The organism is Thioalkalivibrio sp. ALE21, from assembly GCF_003208255.1.
Classification (GTDB): Bacteria; Pseudomonadota; Gammaproteobacteria; order Ectothiorhodospirales; family Ectothiorhodospiraceae; genus Thioalkalivibrio; species Thioalkalivibrio halophilus.
The window spans coordinates 1-1827 of sequence record NZ_QKMA01000042.1 but is presented as its reverse complement, the minus strand read 5'-3'; the positions used below and the strand labels follow the sequence as shown (position 1 = coordinate 1827).

General features: G+C 63.2%; 4 protein-coding genes. 2 read left to right on the top strand and 2 right to left on the bottom strand.

From position 1 onward, the window contains the following. Positions 1-181 precede the first annotated feature (181 nt). On the top strand, positions 182-529 hold the full coding sequence (locus D893_RS13660) for a hypothetical protein (protein ID WP_110620083.1): 348 nt from the start codon (positions 182-184) through the stop codon (positions 527-529). A gap of 18 nt (positions 530-547) precedes the next feature. Continuing rightward, a complete protein-coding gene (locus D893_RS13655) occupies positions 548-832 on the top strand; it encodes a type II toxin-antitoxin system HicA family toxin (RefSeq protein ID WP_110620082.1) in 285 nt (94 codons plus the stop codon). A gap of 171 nt (positions 833-1003) precedes the next feature. Here the strand turns inward: D893_RS13655 and D893_RS13650 are convergent, their stop codons facing one another. Both D893_RS13650 and D893_RS13645 read right to left on the bottom strand, forming a co-directional pair. After that, positions 1004-1384, bottom strand: coding sequence for a type II toxin-antitoxin system VapC family toxin (locus D893_RS13650; RefSeq protein WP_110620081.1), 381 nt, complete (start codon positions 1382-1384; stop codon positions 1004-1006). After that, positions 1381-1644: an AbrB/MazE/SpoVT family DNA-binding domain-containing protein gene (locus tag D893_RS13645; RefSeq protein WP_077244299.1), complete on the bottom strand. Its 264-nt coding sequence runs from the start codon at positions 1642-1644 to the stop codon at positions 1381-1383. Before D893_RS13645 ends, D893_RS13650 begins: the two co-directional genes overlap by 4 nt. Positions 1645-1827 lie beyond the last annotated feature (183 nt).

The window sequence follows — 1827 nt, the reverse complement described above, 5'->3', positions numbered from 1 at the left end:
TCCACATCGCCTTCGGTGTGCTGAAGTCGCAGCAGCCGTACCAACCTCGCTGTAGCACCGGTTGCAACCAGTAAGCGAGACACGGTATCTACGGGTCGGGGAAGGCAATGCCGTGGTGACAGCCCCGTTGCGGAGGCGTAGCATTTTGAACTTGAATCGGGGACAGGGAGCGCCGATAACCATGGAACAGAAGCGTATTCATGTTCGCTGCCTGCTGGAGCGGCGGGCTGACAACCTGTATGCGGGATATTCCCTCGAGTTTGCGATTGCTGCTCAAGGGGATTCGCTGGAGGACGTACGCGAACAGCTCCACGCCATGATCCAGAACCACCTGGAAGAGGTGGCCGCGTCCGCCGAGGCCGGTAATCTTGAAGAAGCGAAGCAGCTTCTCCGGCGCAAGGCACGACCCGGAGTTTTTCTGAAATTTCACTGGGTACGGCTCATGGATTGGTTGCGACACAACGGCCAGGGGCCGCGCGATCGACAACGCTTCGAAGAGGATGCCGATATCCCGAGCGCCCTCGCGTGACCCACCGCTCCATGTGCCATGGGATTCGGCGCCAACAAACGGCAGGTAAGCCATCGTGAATTCACCCGCGTGCTTCGACACCTCGGTTTTGAGGTGAACAGGAAGCAGGGAAAGGGCGCACATGAGAAGTGGGTGCATCCCGAGTTTCGCGGCGCGAAACGCGTGGTCCTGGTCAGTGAACACAATCAGCCATTTGCGAAAGGCATCCTGCGCGCGATGATCGACCAGACGGGATTGAAGCCACAGGAATTCTACCGTTGCCTGGACGACCCCAAACGTGCCATGGAGATCCTGGAAAGGTAGGAGGCCGGCCCTCCGGCCGATTGTGCGTCCGGGCAATCTCCAGGCCCGAATCGGCCAGGGGCTGGCCTCCTACGGTTGCACCCGACCGGTAGGAGGCCGGCCCTCCGGCCGATCTGCCCGGTGCCGGTCTTACCCCGTCGGCCAGGCCCCGGACACGAGCGGCTGGCGGGGTTAACGCAACGAGCGAACCTCGATGTCCAGGTCAAGCTGCTCCCATGCCCGATCGGCGGTCAGGACCGGGAGGGCCTTGTCTCTGGCCAGCGCGAGGCAGGCACGGTCGGCCATTGACAGGCCATGTCGGTGGGAGGATTCCCACAGCTGTGCGGCCAGCTCGGCCTGTTGCGCCGTGAATGGCTCGAACACCAGCCCGACATCCATGAACTCCTGCTGCATGCCCCGGACGTCCACCCCGCGCTGCAGGGATTTCTGGACAACCTCCGACCAGTTCACGGTGGACACGCAGCCGCCGTCGAGGGCACGCGCCACACTGTCTCCGCCCGGCTCGTCATGCAAAAAGGCCAGCAGGGCGGAAGCATCCAGCACGGTGGTCATGGTTCACCATGTTCATGCCCGGCTTCGCGCCGCCGATCGTCAATGAGTTCGTCCGCAAGGCTGACGTCCTGCGGGATGTGCCTGAATCGATCACGGAGCCGTTGCTCGACGATCTCACGCCGTTCCAGCACCAGGCTTTCCCCGACCAGACGCGCGACCAGGCGGTCGCCCGGGCGCAGTTTCAGGGTATTGCGCAGTGCCGCCGGGATCACCACCCTGCCTTGTGCGCCAACCTGCACCTCGTTTTCATTTTGTGCCACGGCTCTCACCCTCTGCCACATACAGCTCCAATATGGCACAGCAAGGCGCAACGAACCACGGCCAATCGCAGGCGCCCGACATCCCGCGCCCGATCGGCCAGGGGGCTGGCCTCCTTGTGTGTCGTCGCAGAGGGAGCGCTACCATCTGTGGCACCGGGCTCGGGGTAACCCGTTGGCCTCCTG

Coding starts and splice junctions, on each gene's coding strand:
- D893_RS13660 (WP_110620083.1), top strand. CDS start 182: ATGGAACAGAAGCGTATTCATGTTCGCTGCCTGCTGGAGCGGCGGGCT.
- D893_RS13655 (WP_110620082.1), top strand. CDS start 548: ATGGGATTCGGCGCCAACAAACGGCAGGTAAGCCATCGTGAATTCACC.
- D893_RS13650 (WP_110620081.1), bottom strand. CDS start 1,384: ATGACCACCGTGCTGGATGCTTCCGCCCTGCTGGCCTTTTTGCATGAC.